Here is an 18,522-nt window from a genome sequence, read left to right on the forward strand (position 1 = left end):
TTTAAAGAACGCAAGGAATGCGTCTGTGAGTCAGGTTTTCGACCTCGCTATCATCGGCGGCGGCGTCAATGGGTGCGGGATCGCGCGCGACGCTGCGGGGCGGGGCAATTCGGTTTTCCTCTGCGAAATGAATGATCTCGCCAGCGGCACCTCGTCGGTGTCGACCAAGCTCGTGCATGGCGGGCTGCGCTATCTCGAATATTACGAGTTTCATTTGGTTCGTGAGGCGCTGATCGAGCGCGAAATTCTCTGGCGGATCGCGCCTCACATCATTCGCCCGCTGCGCTTCGTGCTGCCGCATCACGCGGGCTTGCGGTCGACATGGCTGCTGCGGCTCGGCCTGTTCCTTTACGATCATATCGGCGGACGAAAGCTGCTGCCGCCGACGCGTTCGGTCGATCTCGCGCGCGACGAGGTCGGCAAGCCGCTAACCCCCGGCCGTTACCGCAAGGGTTTCGAATATTCGGACTGTTTCGTCGATGATGCTCGCCTCGTCGTTCTCACCGCGCGCGATGCGGCTGGTCGCGGTGCGGACATCCGAACCCGGACGCGTGCGGTCGAGACCCGCCAGGCCGACGGCCTCTGGCACGTCACGGTCGAGGACACGCTGAGCGGCGAACACAGCACCATCGCGGCGCGGGTGCTGGTCAACGCAGGCGGCCCGTGGGTCGAACAGGTGCTGGGGCTCGGTGCCGGCGTCAACACCCGCGCAAGAGTGCGGCTGGTGCAGGGTTCGCATATCGTGGTCAGGAAGCTCTACGACCACGACCGCGCCTATATTTTCCAGAACAGCGATGGCCGGATCGTGTTCGCAATTCCCTATCAGGACGACTTCACCCTGATCGGCACCACAGACCGCGATTACGATGGCGATCCCGCCAAGGTGAAGGCCACGGACGAGGAGATCGCTTATCTCTGCGCCTCTGTCAGCGAATATCTGGCGAAGCCGGTGAAGCCGGAGGACGTGGTGTGGACCTATGCCGGGGTGCGCCCGCTCTACGACGACGGCGCCAGCGAAGCCAAGGCCGCCACCCGCGAATACGCCTTCGAACTCGATACGCCCGGCGGTGTGCCGCTGCTCTCGGTCTATGGCGGCAAGATCACCACCCATCGCCGGCTCGCCGAGGAGGCGCTGGAAAAGCTGTCGCCCTATCTCAAAGGGACCAAAGCGCGCGAGGGCTGGACCGCGAAGGCGCCGCTGCCCGGCGGCGACATGAATGTGTCGGCGGTCGCGGCGCTGACGGCGGACCTGTTGCGCTGCTATCCTTTCTTGACGCTGGCACATGCGAACCGTCTCGCCCACGCCTACGGGACCCGCGCGGCGAAGGTGTTAGGCGCAGCGAAATCCATGGCCGATCTCGGTCGGGGATTCGGCGGTACTCTGACCGAGCGCGAGGTCCGCTATCTGATCTCCGACGAATGGGCCTGCACTGCGGAGGACGTCGTCTGGCGGCGCTCCAAGCTCGGCTTGCGGATGTCGTCGGCTGACATCGCGGCGCTTGACGAATGGATCGCTACACAACGGATCACCGCGCGACCGAAGCAGAACGCAGGCGCGCGGCCATAGCGCAACCAGGTCACGCGGGTCGTCCCTCAACGAAAGGCCGGGAGCGATCCCGGCTTTTCTTCTGCGATACGCAAATAGGTAACAGTTCAGCCCGACCGAGCCTTATTTCACGCCCATGAAGTCCCGCTTGCCGATCTCGACCCCGTTGTGACGCAGGATGTCGTATGCGGTCGTTGCGTGAAAGTAGAAGTTCGGCAGGGCGAAGTGGCTGAGATATTGCTGGCCCTTCAATGTCATTGTCTTGTCCGGACCGGCGGGGAAGGTCACATCGCGAGTTTCCGCACCTTCGAATTTGGCCGGCGCTGTGTCCTTCACGTAATTCGTCGCCGTGGCGAGGCGCTGCTGTAAGTCGTCAAAGGTCTTTTCCGTATCCGGCGTGCTAGGCACCTCCGAGCCGCTCAGCCGCGCGCAAGTCTTCACGGCGAAGTCGCAGGCGATCTGAATCTGGCGCGTCAGCGGCAGCATGTCTGGATAGAGCCGCGCGGTCAGTAGCGCTTCGGGCGCGATTTTTCGCGCAATAGCATAGCCTTCGGCTTTCCTGAGAATGTCGGAGAGGGCGCCGAGCGTTTGCAGGAAGGCGGGGGCGGTAGAATCATAAAATGACATGGGCTGCTCTTTAGGATGCGAGGTCGGGAATGAATTATCTCGGATGCAGCTGCGAAGGGAAGAAACAGACCGCTGGATGCAACTGGGGATGCGGGCCGCGCACGGCAACCGGTACATCACATTTTATTGTCGTGATCTAAAACCGCGGCTGGACCGGACGCAACGCGGTGCGCGGAGCCGTGCGGTGCGGCGTGACGGGCTCCGCTGCTGCTTCGGCCGGGCTGGCTGCGGCGTGACCGCCCATCCGCGCCAGCAGTTCGGCGGTCGGCCAGGAATCCGCAGGCAGGCCGTATTTGACCTGCATGGCCTTGACCGCCGTGCGGCTCTGCTGTCCGAGCACGCCGTCGACCTTGCCGACGTCATGGCCCGCCTTCATCAGCAACTGCTGTAATTGCTTGATCTGCTCGAATGAGAGTTGTGCCACCTGCGTCAATGGCTTTCGCATCGGCGCGGCGCCTGCGATGCGCGTGGCGAGATAGGCGGCGGTGGTGGAATAGATCAGCGAGTTATTCCATTCGGTATAGGCGCCGAAGTTGTCGTAAGCCAGAAACGCCGGGCCGTTGCGCCCCATCGGCAGCAGTAGCGTGGCCGGAAGCTGGTCGCTCGGTAGCGGCTTGCCATCGGCGAAAGCGACGCCCCACGTCGCCCACTGGCTGCGCGGATGCTTGATGGTGAGGTCGGCCTGGTCCCAAGGAAGACTTGAATTCGCGGAGACGCGCACCTCCTGCAGCCACGGTTCGCCGCGCTTCCATTTCAGTCCGGTCGCGATGTAGTTCGCGGTCGAGCCGATCACGTCGGCGGCACTGTGGATCAGATCGCGGCGGCCGTCGCCGTCGTAGTCCACGGCGTAGTCGTAGTAGTGTCGCGGCAGGAATTGTGTCTGCCCGAGTTCGCCGGCCCACGAGCCGATCATCTCGTCCGGCGTGAGATCGCCGCGGTCGATGATCTTCAGCGCCGCGATGGCCTCGTCGTGAAACATTTGCGCGCGTCGGCAGTCATAGGCCAGCGATACCAGCGAGCGCAGCGTCGGCAGCTTGCCCTGGATCGCGCCGAAGTCGCTTTCCAGCGCCCAGAACGCGGTGATGACGGCGGGCGGTACGCCGTATTCCTTCTCGGCGCGCGCGAAAGCCTCCGCGTGCTGCCTGATGAGCTGCTGGCCACGCACACGCCGCGCCTCCGAGGCCATGCGGCCGGCGAACTGCGTGAACAGTTGCCCGAACACGCGCTGGCCGCGGTCGCGATTCACAATGCCCTGATCGTAGACCATATACGGCGCCGCCGCGTTGATCGCGCGCTGCGACACGCCGGCCTTTTGTGCGTCCTGCTCAAGACTCGCGAGAAATTGCGGAAAGCTCATGCCGTTGTGGCACGACGCGCCACGCTGGGCGAAAGCGGGGGAGGCGAGGGTGATGGTGGCGAGTAATGCGAGGATGGCGAATGGTGAAAAGCGAAGGAGCATTGTGAATCTCGGTGCGTCATGGCCGGTCAAAATCGCGACGCGCGTCTTCGCGAAGATGTTCTGGCTATCTATCTGAAAATCTACTGTGCGACTCTTGTTTGGATGGATTGCCGGGTCAAGCTCGGCAATGACGGAATGTGCACAAATTGACGCGCGCACCTTTCGTCAATTCCCGATGTGCAATTGCGCATCTGTGGGTGCGAGAGAGGACAAGGCGCAGCGCGCCGTGAATTCGCCGGCAGGCCGTATTTGATCTGCATGGCGTTCACGCCGTGCGAATCTGCCGGCCGGGCGTCCTCGACCTCACCGACATCCAGGCCAGGCATCACCGGCATGTCATTTTACAAGCCTACCGATCGGCACGTAGGCTACGCTACCGTGCGCGTTTTTGCCACGGGAACTTCGAGTTGAACGTCAAGTTGAGGCTTCACTAGGCGTAGTGCGGTTCTCAATTGGTCGTGTGATCTCTTAGGGAGAGCAACTTGAACAGCGATGAAAAGGTCGTTTACGACGACAAGGCTCGCCGGATGGTTGAGCAGATGGTTTTGGCCGAACAGCGCCATATCGCCCAGCGCCTCCAAGAAGGTTGTGAATGTGAAGAAGGAATGTTTCCGCGTCGCGCGATATCAAGCCGACGCGGCTTTTTGTTTGCAGCGGGCTCAATCGTCGGAGCAGCGGGTGTATCCAGGATCGCTCGCGCCGAATCGCTGAAAGCGCCGCCCGGCGCAGTCCTTTACGGTGTACCTGACGATCCGACCAAAGAGCAGGGACGAGCGGTCGCTGCCGACGGAGGTTATGGAACGAGGTCTCAATTCGAGACGGAAGTTCGCGTGCGGTATCCGACGCCCAACGAGAACACCTCGTGGAGTCTGACTCCGCTCGACAAGGGACTTGGCAACATCACGCCATCAGGGCTCCACTTCGAACGGCATCACGGTGGAATCCCGACGATCGATCCGGCGAAGCATGACTTGTTGATCCACGGTATGGTGGATCGCCCGATGACGTTCTCAATGGCGGATATCAAGCGGCTGCCCTGTGTGACTCGCAAGCATTTCATCGAGTGTTCCGGCAACGGTCTGACGGAGTGGAACAAGCCGACCATGAAGACCGTGCAGGGAACGCACGGACTGCTCAGCACATCCGAATGGACCGGCGTTCAGTTCGCGACTTTCGCGCGTGAGACGGGATTGAAGGATGGCGCAGCCTGGGTGCTCGCCGAAGGCGCCGACGCCGCCGTCATGACGCGCAGTATTCCCATGGAGAAGATGCTGAAGGACGCCCTCATTGTTTACGGACAGAACGGTGAAGCGATCCGTCCCGAACAAGGTTATCCCTTGCGGCTTCTTCTTCCTGGCTATGAGGGAAATACCCACATCAAATGGCTTCGGAGGCTGCAACTCAGCGACAAGCCGTTCATGACGCGCGAGGAGACGTCGAAGTATACTGATCTTCTCGGAAACGGTAAGGCGCGCCTATTCAGCCTCGACATGGACGCCAAGTCGGTCATTACGTTTCCATCGGGTGACATGAAACTGCCGGGCCCGGGTTTCTACAACGTCACAGGCTTTGCATGGACGGGGCGCGGGCGAGTCCAATCTGTCGATGTCTCGCTCGATTCAGGGAAGACCTGGTATCCGGCGCGACTGGAATCGCTCCCCGAGCCGATGTGCACGGTGCGATTCAGTTTCCCGTGGATGTGGGACGGAAAGTCTGCGGTCCTGCAGAGTCGTTGTATTGACGAGACGGGATACGTCCAGCCCACCCTCAAGCAGCTCATCGCGATACGCGGTGATAACGGACCGTTCGGTTCCATCTATCACCTCAATGCGATTCAGAGCTGGGCTGTCAGCGAGGCGGGAGATGTGACCAATGTCCATGCATAAGACATATCTCGCCTTCGTAATCGGCATCTGCCTGTGCTCCGGCAGCGCAAACGCTCAATCGACGATCGATCACTTCGGTGTCGGCCAGACCGCGACGGCGGAAGAGGTGGCCAAATACTTCTCGATCTCGCCTTCGGGCGATGGACTACCGCCTGGGAGCGGAACGGCAAAAGCAGGTGCGAAGCTTTTTGCTGACAACTGCGCCGCCTGCCATGGCGACAAAATGCAAGGCAATCTAGCCAAGGGCGTAGGCGGCGATCGTCTGCTCGGCGGACGTGGCTCGCTTGCGAGCAAAACTCCGGTCAAGACGGTGGAAAGTTACTGGCCATACGCGACGACCTTGTTCGATTACATCAAGCGGGCGATGCCGTTCAACGCGCCCGGCTCGCTCAAGGACGACGACGTGTATGCGCTGGTCGCCTACATTCTGTCGGAAGCCAAGGTCATTAAACCGACCGAGACCATGGATGCGAAGACCTTGCCCAAGGTGGTGATGCCCAACAAGGACGGCTTCATCGCAGATGCCCGGCCTGAGCTTCAGCTCTACAAATGAACCATCGGTGCGTGAGCCTCATTCTGTCTCGCGATTTCAATTGACACCGGAATTGCGGATTTCTCCGATGTGCAATGGGGCGTCCGGAGTGACGATCAAACTTGAGTGCCGGCAAGTGATCCAGATTCTCATACCTCTCTTGCATTGCTGAACGCAAAGCTTGTCATGCGCCGGGTGTTCTCGTCCAAAATCAGCGTGCGCGTGATCGGCGGCTCGGCGCGCTGGGCGCAGTTCTCGCGCTCGCATAGCCGGCAGTTGACGCCGATGGGTGTGCCCTCGGCCTTCTCAAGGTCCATGCCCGAGGCGTAAACCAGTTTTGACGCATGGCGGATGTCGCAACCCAAACCGATGGCGAAGCGCGGCTGCGCTTGCGGATGCGGCGCGACGGGGCGGCGCACCATCTGCGCAATTGAAAAGTAGCGACTGCCGTCCGGTAGCTCGATCACCTGTTTCAAAAGACGATCCGGCGTGTCGAAGGTGGAGTGCACATTCCATAGCGGGCAGGTGCCGCCGAATTTCGAGAACGGGAACGTGCCTGATGAAAACCGCTTGGAGACATTGCCGGCGTTGTCGACGCGCAGCATGAAGAACGGCACGCCGCGTGCGTTCGGTCGTTGCAGCGTGGTCAGGCGGTGGCAGACCTGCTCGAAGCCGGTGTTGAAGCGCTGCGCCAGCACGTGGATGTCGTAGCCCAGCGATTCGGCCGAGGCATGGAAAGGCTGGTAGGGCATCAGCACGGCGCCCGCGAAATAGTTCGCGAGCGTGATGCGATAGAGCCGGCGCGAGGTGTCGTCGAGCGCGCCGGCGCGGCCGATGATTGCCTCAAAGCCGGGCGTGCATTCGGTGAGCCCGATCTGGAACGCGAGCTGGAAGGCGCGGCCGGGACCGTCCACCAGTTCGGAGATCAGAAGCTGGCGGCGATGGCGGTCGAAGCGCCGCAGCGTCTCGCGCATGACATCCACCGGCATGATGCGGGTCTGAATCGAATGCTTTTCTCGCAGCTGCGCGCTCAGTGCCGCGAACAGGTCCTGCGCGGGGACGTTGATCTCGTCGCGCAGGGTTTCCGCGGCCTGTTCAAGCTCGGGGAAATAGTTGCGGTTGGCCTCGATCAGATCGCGAATCCGTTCGATCGGGTTGGCCTCGAAGCGTGCGCCCGTGCTCTCGTGGCGGTCGGCGAACTGCGCGGCGACAAGCGTCTCGCCGCGCCGCGCCTCGGTGTAGGCGGCGTAGAGCCGCTGCAGCGCATGAGTCACGCCGGGGCACAGTTCGGCGAGATCGCGCAGCTCCTGCTTCGGCACGTCGATTTGGCGAAACAGCGGATCGGAAAAGACCTCGTTCAACTCGGCGAAGAAGCGGTCCTCGTCGGCGGTGGCGAGGTCGCGCAGATCGAGGTCGTAGGTCTCCGCGAGGCGAAGCAGGATCTGCGCGGTGACCGGCCGCTGGTTGCGCTCGATCAGGTTGACGTAGCTCGGGGAGATGCCGAGCCCCTCCGCGATCTGGGTCTGCGACAGCCCGAGCTGCTGGCGGATACGCCGAAAGCGCGGTCCGACGAAGAGTTTTTTGCCCGAATTCGTGGCCATTTCTGCGCTCGTTTATGACAAAGATTACAAAATTACATCTATTACATATATATATGTTACATGATATCATCATTTGAAATCAAGAAATCTATACGAATTTGTCCTTTTGGCGTTTAGCTAGGGCAACGTTTTGCAATGCAATGTCACGAATGTGGCACTGGAGATAATGATGTCCAAGACCTTTGAGCAGCTCGTTCCCGCCCCGAAGGGCCGTTTTGAGGGGATCAGCCGTCCCTACAGCCCGGCGGATGTCGAAAAGCTGCGCGGCTCGGTGGAGATCAAGTACACGCTCGCCGAGAAGGGCGCGAACCGGCTGTGGAAGCAGCTCAACGAGATGCCCTATGTAAACTCGCTCGGCGCCGTCACCGGCAACCAGGCGATGCAGCAGGCGCGCGCCGGTCTGCCCGCGATCTATCTCTCCGGCTGGCAGGTCGCCGCCGACGCCAACACCGCGGGCGCGATGTATCCGGACCAGAGTCTCTATCCGGCCAACGCCGGTCCGGAACTGTGCCGTCGTATCAACCGCACCTTCCAGCGCGCTGACCAGATCGAGCATTCCGAAGGCGGCGCCAAGATCGACTGGTTCGTGCCGGTCGTGGCCGACGCGGAGGCGGGTTTCGGCGGACCGCTCAACTCGTTCGAGATCATGAAGGCCTACATCGAGGCGGGCGCGGCTGGCGTCCACTTCGAGGACCAGCTCGCGTCGGAGAAGAAGTGCGGCCACATGGGCGGCAAGGTGCTGATCCCGACCGCGGCGCATGAGCGCAACCTGATCGCGGCGCGGCTGGCCGCCGACGTCTGCGGCACGCCAACGTTTGTGCTGGCGCGCACCGACGCGGAGAGCGCGAAACTCATCACGTCTGACATCGACGAGCGTGATCACGAGTTCATCACCGGCGAGCGCACGGCGGAAGGCTTCTATCGCCTTAAGCCCGGCACCGGCCTCGATCACTGCATCAAGCGGGGGCTGTCGTTTGCGAAGTATGCCGACCTTCTATGGTGGGAGACCTCCAAGCCGGATCTCGAGGGCGCTCGCAAGTTCGCGGAGGCCGTCAAGAAGGTCTATCCGAACAAGATGCTGGCCTACAACTGCTCACCCTCGTTCAACTGGGAAGCAAACCTCGACAAGGCTACGATCGCGCAATTCCAGAAGGAAATCGCCGCGATGGGCTACAAGTTTCAGTTCGTCACGCTGGCGGGCTTCCACTCGCTCAACCACGGCATGTTCGAACTGGCGCGCGGCTACAAGGCTGAGGGCATGGCGGCCTATTCCCGCCTGCAGCAGGCCGAGTTCGCTTCGGAGGAGTTCGGCTACTCGGCGACGCGCCATCAGCGCGAGGTCGGCACCGGCTACTTCGATCTGGTCTCGACCACGATCAGCGGTGGCCAGTCGTCGACCACCGCGCTTCACGACTCCACCGAAACCGCGCAGTTCAAGTCGCAGGGTTCACCGATCAGGGTTCAGGCGGCTGAGTAAAGGCAGCTGAATAAAAGGAGACTCTCATGACCGGCAGCAATTTCTGGGTGATTGGTGGCGAGTTCGGTTCGATGAATTTCCACAAGCTTGTGGAAGGATCGGCCCAGGTGCAGGGACCGTTCAAGTCGCGGAAAGAAGCTGAGGACGCCTGGAGAGTGGTGTCCGAGGAAAACCGTCATCGCGCCGGCGTGCGCTTCTCCATCGTGGAAGAGCCGAACCGCATGGCGGGTTGACGCCCATCCATCTTCAAGAAGAAACGCCCAAGGAAACGGACGGCCCTGCCCGGGAGATCGGGCGGGGCCGTTTGTTCGTTTGCGCCGTAGGGATTTACGGGCGGTTCCGGAATGGGGTGTGCGTTATAAGTCTTTGGAACTAAACGTCCTTTGCTCGCGACATGGTTGCTGCTAGGTTGCATGGTTACCGGCAGGTAAACGGCAGCCGGATCTGCGGGAAAGGCTACCGATGTCGGACGCACCGGGTTTGGGAACTGGCGGAGCGGAAGCCGCGAAGCCGGCGCGGCTGCGCGATGCGCTGCGGCAGGCGCGGATCGAGGCTGCCGATCGCACCGGCGTCGTCGTCGATCTGCGCGATGCGGAAGTGGCGCGGCTCGAGATTTTGAACGAGGCGCTCGATCCGCTGTTCGCGCAGGTGCCCGATCAGGTCGACCTGTTCGATCGGGGTATCAGCCAGGGAGACACGCCGCGGCTGTGGATCGACGTTGTGGCGCATATCCTGATGGGCCGCGACAAGCGCATGTACCGCTTTGTGCAGGACACCCGCCATGGCCGGATCGTGCTCGCGGAATCCCATGACGCCGCCGCGGTCGTCGATGCCGTTACAGATTATGTCGCCCGCCGCATGATCGAGCGCGAGCGTGCGCTGGCTGCGACGCCGCTGCCGGAGCAAGCGGAGGCGAAGGAGAACGAGAAGTCGCGCTACCGCGGCTTCTGGACGTTCGCGTTCGGATTTATCGCCGGCGGGGTCGTGCTGTTCGCCTTCGCGCTGTTCGCAGCAATCCGCAATCCGTAACGCGCGGCACCGCGATCGCGGCGCGAAAGGTCATTTCCCTGCCGGCGATACCCGCAAGATGCGCCCGGCCGGGCTATCTGTCAGAAGCCACATTGCGCCGTCCGGTCCTTGCCTGACATCGCGGATGCGCTCGTTGAGATTTTGCAGCAGCCGCTCCTCGCCGGTGACGGCATTGCCCTCGAGCGAGAGCCGCACCAGCATCTCGCCCGCCAGCGCGCCGGTGAAAAGGCTACCTTGCCATGCGCGAAACAGCGTGCCGGTATAGAACGCCATGCCGGAGGGCGCGATCGACGGCACCCAGTATTTGATCGGTTGCTCCATGCCGGGCTTCGCCGTGCTGTCGTGGATCTTCGCGCCGTTGTAATCGATGCCGTAGCCGATCACCGGCCAGCCGTAATTCTTGCCCTTGCCGATGATGTTGACTTCATCGCCGCCGCGCGGGCCGTGCTCGATCTCCCAGAGGTCGCCGGTCGCGGGATTGAATGCGAGGCCTTGTCCGTTGCGGTGGCCGTAGCTCCAGATTTCCGGACGCGCGCCGTCGCGGCCGACAAACGGATTGTCCGGGGGCACCGAGCCGTCGGGCACGATCCGGACGATCTTGCCGTTGTCGACGCCAAGATTCTGCGCCTCGTCGCGCGGACCGAAATGGTCGCCGAGTGTGACGTAAAGATCGCCGTCGCGTGCGCTTTGCGCAATACGGCAACCGTGATTGGCATGGCCGCCGGGACCGGCTTGTGTGAAGATCACCTTCACCTCATCCAGCGCGGTGGCATCCTCTTTCAGCCGTGCCCGTGCGATAGCGGCGTTGCCGCCGCTGTCTGCGGAGTAACAGAGATAAAGCGTACGATTGGCTGCAAAGTTGCGGTCGAGCGCCACATCGAGCAGACCCGCCTGTCCCCCGACATAGGGCTTCGGTACGCCCTTCAAAGGCGGCGACAACACACCGTCTGAAGCGACGATGCGAATGCGACCCGGGCGTTCCGTCACCAGCATCCGCCCGTCCGGCAGGAAGGCGAGGCTCCACGGATGGACGAGGCCGCTGGCGACGGTTTTGACCTCGAGCGGCCCGGCCAACGATGTGAATGACACGCTTTCGCTGCTCCTCGCTACGACGAAGGAGGTCGTCAGGACGATGGCCGCGTTCAGGGTGGCCGCAGCCCACACGATCGGTGTTTTCATCGAACGCTCCTGTCGTCGAGCGGATGGTCACGACCACAAACGCAGGTGACCGTCAAAAGATCACGATGCAGGCTACCGGCAAAAACTGGAATGATCGATTCAGCTGGGGAGCGGCAGGGCCATCGCGACCTTGATAGACGTCACCGCGAACGCCAGGGAGAGGCATATAGCGAAGGCAGCGATCGCCAGAGAGGCCGCAACCGCATTGGTCAGGCGCGTGGATGCGACGCGCGTGACGCGACCTCCGAACCCTCCGCTCGTGCCCTGCAACCGCATCGTTAATCAGTCCTTCAAGGATGGGCGAATCACCTGCAGCGCTACAGTTTCTCACCCAGCACGGGCAGGATTGGGGCAGCCGACTTGAAAGATGTCCAAAGCAAGGCAGAACAGTATCTGGTTTCCCGCCGTCCAAGCTCTCTATCTCGCGCCCGACTACGCAGATCAGATCCTGGCGGTGATGTCTGCCGCGGCATTGCCTGAAGCAGCCGCACGTTCGTTCATGCTTACGAAACCGGGTTCCTGTTCAACCCGTCGCAGCCAAGCGCGGATCGAGGGGAACGTCGTGAGCTCGAAGTCGCACTGGTCGGAGACATGGGTGTAGGCATAAAGCGCGATGTCGGCGATCGTGAGCTGGCCGGCGGCGAAGAAGTCGTGGGTCTTGAGATGATTCTCCATGACCTGAAGCGCCGCGTAGCCACGCTCCATCCAGTCTTCCAGTGCGTGGGTCTGCAGATCGCGGCCGCCCTTGACCAGCGAGAGCCAGAAATAGGCCGCGCCGATGTTGGGCTCCAGCGCGTGCTGTTCAAAGAACATCCATTGCAGCGCTTCGGCGCGCTCGATCGGGGGCTCCGGCGCCAGCGTGGTTCCGATCGCAACGTACCACAGGATCGCATTGGACTCTGCGAGGTAGCGCCCCTCGGCTACTTCCAGCAACGGAACCTGGCCGCTCGGATTCTTCGCGAGAAAATCCGGCGTGCGGCTTTCGCCGCGCAGGATATCGATCTCGATGGCATGATAGGGCACGCCAAGGAAGGCCAGCGCAAGGCGAACCTTGTAGCTGTTTCCCGAGCGCTGCATCGAATAAAGCTTGTACATGCGAGAAATGGTTCGATCCGTTCGCCGAAGGAGCGGGCTGGTTGCTGCACCGGTAAACAATGATGCGGCCGGCGCCGCGCCGCAAGGGCCTGGAACGGTTCGACCGTTCAAGGCGTGCGAAAGGCCGATGCCTGCTGCCGTGGCACGATCACGGAGAAAATCATGTCGCCAAGCCGTGCGGATCGATATCACGTATGCGCGAGTTCGTGGTTCCGGCACGCCAATCCTGGCGGTCGCGCCACGCGCGGCGAAGCGTTTGTTGCGGCTGATGTCTGCTGCTCGCGGGCCTAATGAGCAGCCATGTCGTGGACCTCGGCCGCGCGGCCGTCGAGGACTGGCGACCCGGCGGCGTAGAAGCTGGAGAAGTCGGTGCCGAGCGGCTTGCCGCTGAGGTCGATCAGTCCGGTCCGTGGGACAACGCGATCCAGACTATCGCCGCGGCCACGTAGAAACCCAGCAGCATCAGGCTGTAGCCGCGGATGCGGCCGGCCGTCAGCTATGCCGTCAAACGATGTTGCCAGAAATGAGCCATTTTACTGCGGGTTTTTGAGTAAAGCACAATCAACGTAGCGATGGCGTTTTAACGTTTCCTCAAACCCCAGCCTTCAAACGACCAAGACGACCAATCTTCTTGCGGTGCAACGGAACGCGTTTTAGTGTGCATCGATCCCAACATGAAGAGTTGTGACAATGGTGGCGTCGCTGGATCACGACGCCGGTATGGAGATGATGATGCCTTTTCTCGCCGCTGCGCTCGACCGTGTGAAGCCATCCGCGACCATCGCGGTCACGGATAAAGCGCGCCGGCTCAAAGCGGAGGGACGGAACGTCATTGGCCTCGGCGCGGGCGAGCCGGATTTCGACACCCCGGCCAACATCAAGCTCGCCGCGGTCCATGCGATCGAGGCCGGCAAGACCAAGTATACGGCTGTCGATGGTATTCCCGAGCTGAAGGAGGCGATTGTCGCCAAATTCCAGCGCGAGAACGGCCTGACCTACCAGCCGAACCAGATTATCGTCGGTACCGGCGGCAAGCAGGTGCTCTATAACGCGCTGATGGCGACCATCAATCCGGGCGACGAGGTCATCATCCCGGCGCCGTACTGGGTCAGCTATCCGGAAATGGTGGCGCTGGCGGGCGGAGAATCCGTGCCGGTGATCTGTCCCGCCGAATCCGGCTTCAAGCTGCAGGCCGCTGATCTGGAAAAGGCGATCACGCCGAAGACCAAGTGGATTATCCTCAACTCGCCGTCAAATCCGACCGGCGCAGCCTATACGCGCGCCGAACTGAAGGCGCTCACCGACGTGCTGATGAGGCATCCGCAGGTCTGGGTCATGACCGACGATATGTACGAGCATCTCGTCTATGACGACTTCGAATTCACCACGCCGGCGCAGGTCGAACCGAAACTGTTCGACCGTACGCTGACGGTGAACGGCGTCTCGAAGGCTTACTGCATGACCGGCTGGCGCATCGGCTATGCCGGCGGTCCCGCGCAACTCATCAAGGCGATGGCGACGATCCAGTCGCAATCGACCTCGAATCCGTCGTCGATCTCGCAATGGGCGGCGGTCGAGGCACTGAACGGGCCGCAGGAGTTTATCGGCGCGAACAACAAGGTGTTCAAGGAGCGTCGCGACCTTGTGGTGGCGATGCTGAACCAGGCCAATGGCATCGATTGCCCGCGGCCAGAAGGCGCGTTCTATGTCTATCCGTCCTGCGCCGGGACCATCGGCAGGACCACGCCGTCGGGCAAGAAGCTTGAAACCGACGAGGATTTTGTCACCGAACTGCTGGAGGCCGAAGGCGTTGCGGTGGTGCAGGGATCTGCGTTCGGTCTCGGACCGGCGTTCCGCATCTCCTATGCCACGAAAACCGCGGACCTCGAGGACGCCTGCAAGCGCATCCAGCGTTTCTGCGGCAACCTGCGCTGAGCCGTCGTTATCGCTGTGCGCCGTCCTCGCCGCACGGAGACGGCCGCAGTGGTCGACGTGCAGGAAACCGGCGCGCCGCCGCACTTTGTTTCAGGTTGTTTCGTTCTGGCCGGAGTGTTGTGTTGTTCATTAAGTTTTAGCAACGTTCCCGGCATTTTGATGCCTTGATGTGAAGACCGCCTTGTTTTGGACACGGCGGTTCCATCATGTCCACACTCCTTTCTCAATCCCCCAGCGGAGATTCAACTCATGCGATTCTCAAGACTTTTCGCCGTGGCCGCCGTGACGCTTGTCGCGTCGGTTGCGGGCGCCCATGCCCAGCATCATCAGGTTCAGGCCGGCATCCTCGAATGCGAGGGTGGCCAGAACGTGGGCTATGTGGTGGGCTCAACGACGGAATTGCAGTGCGTCTTCCGCAGCAACACCGGTGCGCCGCTTGAACCCTACATCGCGCGCGTCCAGCGCTTTGGCCTTGACCTCGGCGTGACGGCGCAGACCGGGCTGGCGTGGGTGGTCAATGCGCCGAGCTATCGGCTCGGCCGCGGCGCGCTCGCCGGTCACTTCGGCGGAGTGGGCGCCAACGCCACGGTCGGCGTCGGCATCGGCGCCAATCTGCTGGTCGGCGGCTCCGACAATTCGATTTCGCTGCAGCCGCTGAGCTTGCAGGGCCAGACCGGCCTCAGCGCCGTGGCTGGCGTCGTCGACGTCGATCTGCGACCGGCGGATATGGGTCCGACGCCTCGCTACAATCGGCATCGGCATCACCATCGCAGTCATCACCATCACCATCGGCATCATAGCTGATCGGATCGGACGACGACCGAAAGAGGCCCGCGGCAAGCGGGTCTCTTTTTTTTGTGTTCATGACCGTAGGGCCGCGTCTGGTGAGACGTGGGCCGGTGTGCAATAAAAATGCCGCGCCATAATTGTGGCGATCCGCATCACCACTTCAAATCCGGAGCTTTGCCATGCGCAATTTTCCAGTTCTGGCGAGCGCCGCTGTCGCGCTGATCGCGTCGCTCGCGGGCGCCCTTGCGCAGCAGCCCGCGCAGCGCGTCAGGGTCGGCGTTCTCGAATGCCGCGGCGGAGCCAGCGTCGGGTTTATCGTCGGCTCGGTGACCAATCTCGGCTGTGTGTTTCACGCGGACGGTCTGCCGGAAGATCGCTATATCGCTACGATCCACAAGGTCGGCGTCGATCTCGGCATTACCCAGGAATCGGCGCTGGCCTGGGGCGTCTACGCGCCGGTGGCGCGGCTTGGACCTGGCGATCTCTCCGGCGACTACGCTGGCGCGCAAGGCAGCGCCTCGGTCGGCGTTGGCCTTGGCGGCAACGTTTTGATCGGCGGCTCGGCCAATTCGGTCGCGCTGCAACCGCTCAGCGTGCAGGGGCAGGTCGGGCTCAACGTTGCGGCGGGTCTCGCCGCGCTTGAATTGCGCCCGGGACGATAAACGCCGCGCGCGCATGAGGGCGGCCGATTTTCCTGGGTCATTGTTGCGCGATGAAGAGGCCGCCACGGCGGCCTCTTCGGAATTCGATCCGATTGTTATGCGTGTTGCTTGATGTAGTTGATGCTGTCGGAAATGCCGTGACAGTTGGAGAGGGCATTTGCGACGACTCCGATTGCAACGCTGATGAGAATGTCATCCCACCCCATAACGCCGCCGCTGACCAGTTCGACGTCATGGAGCGTCAATTCGCGGATTTCGTGATTCAAATTGGTCATTTTCAGTCCTTTTGATCCAATGGCGGGATCATTCCCGGCACAACTAGGCCTACAGCGTGGGGGCATCCGTCGCTGTGACGTATGTCACAACCCATGGAAAGTCTTCGCTGAAGCTGTAGCTGCGCAACAGTCTTTCAAACCGACATATTTTTTGCACCACCTTGCAAAGGCGTGCATCGGGAAACGTCTGGAGCGCATCCAGCCGCAGCGACTCTTTTCCCGCTTGCCAAAACCGGAGCGCGGGAGGAGCATCGTTATGCCGACCCAATCATGGGCCGACTTCCAGATCAGGAGGCGGCAATGGGACAAGACCTCAGAGGTCCACAAGGCACCCCCCAAGGCACTCAAGCTTCGGGTCCCCGGTGCATTGCGCTGGTGGGCCCTTTCCAAAGCGGTAAAACCACACTTCTCGAAGCCATCCTCGCGCGTACAGGTGCAATTCCCAAAGCAGGTAGCGTCGATCAGGGAACCAGCGTCGGCGACGCCAGCGCTGAAGCCCGCCAGCACAAGATGGGCGTCGGGCTGACCGCGGCCACGACCAGTTTCATGGGCGAAACCTATACTTTTATCGACTGTCCGGGTTCGATCGAATTCGCGCACGACATGCGCGCGGCGATCCCCGCGGTCGATGCTGCGGTGGTGGTGTGCGAAGCCGACGAGCGCAAGCTGCCGCAGTTGCAGATCATCCTGCGCGAACTCGAAGATCTGAACATTCCCCGTTTCCTTTTCCTCAACAAGATCGACAGGGCGAACAAGCGTATTCGCGAAACATTGGCGACGTTGCAGCCGGCCTCCCGGACCCCGCTGGTGCTGCGGCAGATTCCAATCTGGAACGGCGATTTGATCGCCGGGTTCGTCGATCTCGCGCTGGAGCGCGCCTTTGTCTACCGCGAGCACAAGGCCTCCGAAGTTGTCCAACTGGATGGCGGCGATCTCGATCGCGAGAAGGAAGCGCGGTTTTCGATGCTGGAGAAACTCGCCGATCACGACGACGCGCTGATGGAGCAACTGCTCGAGGATATCCCACCGCCCCGTGACGCCGTGTTCGACGATCTCGCCCGCGAACTGCGCGAGGGCCAGATTTGTCCTGTGCTGCTCGGTTCGGCCGCGCGCGCGAACGGCGTGTCGCGGTTGATGAAAGCGTTGCGGCATGAAGCTCCCGGCATCGGCGAGACGGTGAAGCGCATAGGCGTGGCCGATAGCAAGGAGGCGCTGGCCTACGTGTTCAAGACCATGCACCTGCAGCACGGCGGCAAGCTGTCGCTGGCGCGCGTGCTGACGGGTCGTTTCGACGATGCTGCGACGGTGCAGGCGTCGTCGGGCGAAGCCGGAAAAATCTCCGGCATTCTCGCTGCCACCGGCGCGCACGAGACCAAGCGGGCGTCGGCTGAAGCCGGCGATATGATAGCGCTCGGCAAGCTCGACGCCGTCAAGACAGGCGATACGCTGACGACCGCCAAGATCGCGCCGCCCTCGCTGGTTAGCATCGCGCCGGCTGCGCCGGTGCTTGCGATGGCGCTCGCGGCCGGAGATCGCAAGGACGACGTCAAGCTCGGACAGGCTCTGGTCAAACTCAACGAGGAAGACCCCTCGCTTGCTGTCGTCCACAATGCGCAGACCCACGACACTGTGCTGTGGGGGCAGGGCGAGATGCATCTGCGCGTCGCGCTGGAGCGGCTGCACGATCGCTTTGGTGTCAACGTGAAATCGCATCCGCCCGCGATCGGCTATCAGGAAACCATTCGCAAGCCCATGACCCAACGCGGACGCCACAAGAAGCAGTCGGGGGGGCATGGCCAGTTCGGCGACGTGGTTCTGGAAATCAGTCCGCTGGCGCGTGGCTCGGGCTTCGTTTTCGCCGACAAGATCGTCGGCGGCGCGGTGCCACGCAACTATATCGGCGCGGTGGAGGAGGGTGTGGTGGACGGACTCGCGCGCGGTCCGCTCGGCTTCCCCGTGGTCGATGTGCAGGCGACGCTGACCGACGGCTCCTATCACAGCGTCGATTCCTCGGATCAAGCCTTCCGTACGGCGGCGCGTATCGGGGTAGCCGAAGCTTTGCCGCAATGCCAGCCGGTGCTGCTGGAGCCGATCCATGTGGTCGAGATTGTTTGCCCGAGCGATGCGACGGCGAAGATCAACGCCATCTTGTCGGCACGGCGCGGCCAGATTCTCGGCTTCGACACCCGCGAAGGCTGGACCGGCTGGGATTGCGTGCGCGCCATGATGCCGGAAGCCGAGATCGGCGATCTCATCGTCGAACTGCGTTCAGCGACGGCCGGAGCAGGCAGCTTTACCCGGCAGTTCGATCGCATGGCCGAAGTCAACGGCCGGGCCGCCGATCAGATCATCGCCGCGCATCGGGCCGCGGCATAGAGCATTTGCCGGCTAATCGGATTTCGCTTTAGCCGGCTGGCTGCCTTGCTTGAT

Annotated in this window: 17 protein-coding genes; 11 read left to right on the forward strand and 6 right to left on the reverse strand. The window is 62.0% G+C overall.

All coding sequences use genetic code 11. The annotated features are described in order from the left end of the window. The first annotated feature begins 25 nt into the window (after window positions 1–25). Window positions 26–1,567: a glycerol-3-phosphate dehydrogenase gene (gene glpD / locus ACSZOQ_RS01380; protein ID WP_439924330.1), complete on the forward strand. Its 1,542-nt coding sequence runs from the start codon at window positions 26–28 to the stop codon at window positions 1,565–1,567. Window positions 1,568–1,669: 102 nt separating this feature from the next. On the opposite strand, the gene ACSZOQ_RS01385 is transcribed toward glpD, so the two are convergent. Both ACSZOQ_RS01385 and ACSZOQ_RS01390 read right to left on the reverse strand, forming a co-directional pair. After that, the gene (locus ACSZOQ_RS01385; RefSeq protein ID WP_439924331.1) at window positions 1,670–2,173 is read right to left on the reverse strand and encodes a DUF1993 domain-containing protein; all 504 of its coding nucleotides are present in this window, start codon (window positions 2,171–2,173) and stop codon (window positions 1,670–1,672) included. A 136-nt stretch (window positions 2,174–2,309) separates the two neighbouring features. Then, a complete protein-coding gene (locus ACSZOQ_RS01390; protein ID WP_439924332.1) occupies window positions 2,310–3,632 on the reverse strand; it encodes a lytic murein transglycosylase in 1,323 nt (440 codons plus the stop codon). 605 nt (window positions 3,633–4,237) lie between these two features. Here ACSZOQ_RS01390 and soxC point away from each other — a divergent pair. Beyond that, window positions 4,238–5,518, forward strand: coding sequence for a sulfite dehydrogenase (gene soxC / locus ACSZOQ_RS01395; protein WP_439925907.1), 1,281 nt, complete (start codon window positions 4,238–4,240; stop codon window positions 5,516–5,518). Next, window positions 5,505–6,071 carry a c-type cytochrome gene (locus ACSZOQ_RS01400; protein ID WP_439924333.1) on the forward strand — a complete coding sequence of 189 codons (567 nt, stop codon included), beginning with the start codon at window positions 5,505–5,507 and terminating at the stop codon, window positions 6,069–6,071. Before soxC ends, ACSZOQ_RS01400 begins: the two co-directional genes overlap by 14 nt. A 128-nt stretch (window positions 6,072–6,199) precedes the next feature. On the opposite strand, the gene ACSZOQ_RS01405 is transcribed toward ACSZOQ_RS01400, so the two are convergent. Beyond that, window positions 6,200–7,651, reverse strand: coding sequence for a helix-turn-helix domain-containing protein (locus tag ACSZOQ_RS01405; protein WP_439924334.1), 1,452 nt, complete (start codon window positions 7,649–7,651; stop codon window positions 6,200–6,202). 169 nt (window positions 7,652–7,820) lie between these two features. Between ACSZOQ_RS01405 and aceA the strand changes: the two genes are divergently transcribed. From aceA to ACSZOQ_RS01420, 3 genes are all read left to right on the forward strand, one after another. Further along, on the forward strand, window positions 7,821–9,128 hold the full coding sequence (gene aceA / locus ACSZOQ_RS01410; RefSeq protein WP_439924335.1) for an isocitrate lyase: 1,308 nt from the start codon (window positions 7,821–7,823) through the stop codon (window positions 9,126–9,128). Window positions 9,129–9,154: 26 nt separating this feature from the next. Beyond that, entirely contained in the window at window positions 9,155–9,361 is a 207-nt protein-coding gene (locus tag ACSZOQ_RS01415) for a DUF4170 domain-containing protein (protein WP_439924336.1), read from the forward strand. A gap of 229 nt (window positions 9,362–9,590) precedes the next feature. Further along, complete coding sequence (locus tag ACSZOQ_RS01420; protein WP_439924337.1) at window positions 9,591–10,157, forward strand: hypothetical protein; 567 nt, start codon at window positions 9,591–9,593, stop codon at window positions 10,155–10,157. A gap of 30 nt (window positions 10,158–10,187) precedes the next feature. On the opposite strand, the gene ACSZOQ_RS01425 is transcribed toward ACSZOQ_RS01420, so the two are convergent. Further along, complete coding sequence (locus tag ACSZOQ_RS01425; protein WP_439924338.1) at window positions 10,188–11,336, reverse strand: PQQ-dependent sugar dehydrogenase; 1,149 nt, start codon at window positions 11,334–11,336, stop codon at window positions 10,188–10,190. A gap of 441 nt (window positions 11,337–11,777) precedes the next feature. Beyond that, the gene (locus ACSZOQ_RS01430; protein WP_439924339.1) at window positions 11,778–12,431 is read right to left on the reverse strand and encodes a glutathione S-transferase family protein; all 654 of its coding nucleotides are present in this window, start codon (window positions 12,429–12,431) and stop codon (window positions 11,778–11,780) included. Window positions 12,432–12,721: 290 nt separating this feature from the next. Between ACSZOQ_RS01430 and ACSZOQ_RS01435 the strand changes: the two genes are divergently transcribed. The 4 genes from ACSZOQ_RS01435 to ACSZOQ_RS01450 all read left to right on the forward strand — a co-directional run bounded on the left by ACSZOQ_RS01435 (window position 12,722) and on the right by ACSZOQ_RS01450 (window position 15,817). Beyond that, entirely contained in the window at window positions 12,722–12,880 is a 159-nt protein-coding gene (locus tag ACSZOQ_RS01435; protein WP_439924340.1) for a hypothetical protein, read from the forward strand. A 283-nt stretch (window positions 12,881–13,163) separates the two neighbouring features. Then, window positions 13,164–14,366 carry a pyridoxal phosphate-dependent aminotransferase gene (locus tag ACSZOQ_RS01440; RefSeq protein ID WP_439925908.1) on the forward strand — a complete coding sequence of 401 codons (1,203 nt, stop codon included), beginning with the start codon at window positions 13,164–13,166 and terminating at the stop codon, window positions 14,364–14,366. 249 nt (window positions 14,367–14,615) lie between these two features. After that, a complete protein-coding gene (locus ACSZOQ_RS01445) occupies window positions 14,616–15,170 on the forward strand; it encodes a DUF992 domain-containing protein (RefSeq protein ID WP_439924341.1) in 555 nt (184 codons plus the stop codon). A gap of 164 nt (window positions 15,171–15,334) precedes the next feature. After that, window positions 15,335–15,817 carry a DUF992 domain-containing protein gene (locus ACSZOQ_RS01450; protein ID WP_439924342.1) on the forward strand — a complete coding sequence of 161 codons (483 nt, stop codon included), beginning with the start codon at window positions 15,335–15,337 and terminating at the stop codon, window positions 15,815–15,817. Window positions 15,818–15,912: 95 nt separating this feature from the next. On the opposite strand, the gene ACSZOQ_RS01455 is transcribed toward ACSZOQ_RS01450, so the two are convergent. After that, window positions 15,913–16,092 carry a hypothetical protein gene (locus tag ACSZOQ_RS01455; RefSeq protein WP_439924343.1) on the reverse strand — a complete coding sequence of 60 codons (180 nt, stop codon included), beginning with the start codon at window positions 16,090–16,092 and terminating at the stop codon, window positions 15,913–15,915. Window positions 16,093–16,392: 300 nt separating this feature from the next. Here ACSZOQ_RS01455 and ACSZOQ_RS01460 point away from each other — a divergent pair, with 300 nt between their 5' ends. Continuing rightward, on the forward strand, window positions 16,393–18,468 hold the full coding sequence (locus ACSZOQ_RS01460; protein ID WP_439924344.1) for an elongation factor G: 2,076 nt from the start codon (window positions 16,393–16,395) through the stop codon (window positions 18,466–18,468). Window positions 18,469–18,522 lie beyond the last annotated feature (54 nt).

The sequence above is a fragment of the Nitrobacter sp. JJSN genome (assembly GCF_051912485.1).
Classification (GTDB): domain Bacteria; phylum Pseudomonadota; class Alphaproteobacteria; order Rhizobiales; family Xanthobacteraceae; genus Nitrobacter.